3 protein-coding genes are annotated in these 1,799 nt (G+C 54.5%); 2 read left to right on the forward strand and 1 reads right to left on the reverse strand.

Annotated elements, in window-relative coordinates:
* Together AC1DRJ_RS26310 and AC1DRJ_RS26315 are read left to right on the forward strand one after the other, a co-directional pair.
* On the forward strand, window positions 1-425 hold a 425-nt coding region (locus tag AC1DRJ_RS26310; RefSeq protein ID WP_477804724.1), incomplete at its 5' end, for a hypothetical protein.
* A gap of 24 nt (window positions 426-449) precedes the next feature.
* Entirely contained in the window at window positions 450-1,424 is a 975-nt protein-coding gene (locus tag AC1DRJ_RS26315; RefSeq protein WP_477804725.1) for an alpha/beta hydrolase, read from the forward strand.
* Here the strand turns inward: AC1DRJ_RS26315 and AC1DRJ_RS26320 are convergent.
* On the reverse strand, window positions 1,425-1,799 hold a 375-nt coding region (locus tag AC1DRJ_RS26320), incomplete at its 5' end, for a L,D-transpeptidase family protein (protein ID WP_477804726.1). It lies immediately after the preceding gene.

The following is a 1,799-nucleotide window of genomic DNA, read 5'->3' on the forward strand; positions in this document are numbered from 1 at the left end:
GGGCCACCCACGCCGAACAAGCGATCGACAGTTGGCCGAACCAGGTTTACGAACTGTATCGCCAGATCGAGCGCTGGCTGCTGCCGATAACGGAGGTTGGTCTGGTCTTGCGGCACAATCCCACACACGTATTCRAGAGCGATCTGGAAGGGGAAACGTTCGACTATGCCATCGACCAACTGTTGATCGAAGRCAATGGCCATACCCTGACGTTCGACCCCGTCGCGCGCTTCACCGACGATGGCGAGGGCCGCGTAGAAATTCATTCCAAAGGCCAAGAGCTCGCGTTGCTGCGTACCGTTGGTGAGCATGGCGAATCGCATTGGTGGTTACAGGTCATCGAGCAAGCAGGACAACAACTGGATGCGGTAGCGCTGACGGAGAACAATTTGCTTTCGGTCGTGCAGGAAGGTTTGGAGCTTTGAGGCTAACAGCACAGGACAGCATTCATGGACAGTTTTGTTTTGGGTACACGCGCCAAGGTTTCTGGTCAGAACAGGTTTAGTAATCGCACTGGCGCCGTTTCATATCTGAAAGTGCCCAGTGGCGCTGCCGAGCCCACCCCTTCAGATCAGGTAAGTACCGTCAAACAGTGGCTGGATCTGATCGTTCTTCAAGCGAACCCTCCAGACACCAAACCCGGAAAAGAACTGGATATTGTTTTTTTCGTTCATGGCTACAACACCGATTCAAAAGAAGCACTCAAGCGCCAGCGACTGGTCGAGAGCGAACTGAAAAAACGCAAATACAACTGCATGGTGATCGGCTTCGACTGGCCCAGTGCGGGCAGCGCTGAACTGTACCTGTATGACCGCTCGGAAGCCCAGGAAGCCGCCACGCTGTTGGTGACTGGCGGCATCATCCCGTTTGCCAACTACACGCTAAAAGATTGCCCCATCAACATCCACGTCATGGCCCACTCCATGGGTGCCTTCGTGGTGCGTGAGGCGGTACGCTCGGTCGATAAAACTCGCAATGCGGACTTAGCCAATGACTGGCGCATCGGTCAACTGGTGTTGTTTGCCGCGGATATCTCCTCCGAGTGCTTTGAGCTCAACAACTCGGACATGATTCCAATCTTCAACCACTGCGGCCGACTAACCAACTACTTCAGTGGTTACGATGAAGCGCTGGCCGTATCAAATGTGAAAAACATAGACATCAGCTCGCGCGTCGGACGCGTTGGCATGCCGGTTGATACGCCAGCGCACGAAAAGGCCGTCGATGTTGATTGTGGCCCGCGTTACAAGACTGTCCCCAAAAGAAAATTCAAGATCATCGACGGCATGATTTCCCATTCCTGGTACTTGGAGGATCCGGTCTGGTACGACGATCTCGCCTATACCCTGCAAGGGCAAATCGACCGAAACTTCATTCCGACCCGGATCTTGGTCAGTAAAAATGACTTTATCCTGAGAACCTGACTACCCACCCGCCCCCACCGCCGCATGCAAATCCAGCACAGGCAATGGCGAAGGCCGGTTCAATGCCCGCAACACCGGAGCATCGTAGCCATACACATCTGGCTTGAACGCTACTCGCCCGTCACTCTCCAGATCCACCGTCCAGTACGCCAACAACACCGGCACTTTCACCGGAAGCGAGATGTTCTGGGTCTTGCCGTTGGCCAGTTGGTTTTGAATGCCTGCGCTGTTCCATTTAACCGGGTCATTGAACAACAGTTCCACCAGTTGCAGCGGATTCTCTACGCGGATGCAGCCTGAACTGGTCGCGCGCACAGTTTTGGCAAACAACTCGCGGTGCGGTGTGTCGTGGAGGTAAATCGCATAGTCGTTGGG

It is taken from the genome of Pseudomonas sp. P5_B2, assembly GCF_056400445.1.

Excerpts from the sequence above, each read along its gene's own strand:
- AC1DRJ_RS26315 (WP_477804725.1), top strand. The coding sequence starts at position 450 with ATGGACAGTTTTGTTTTGGGTACACGCGCCAAGGTTTCTGGTCAGAAC.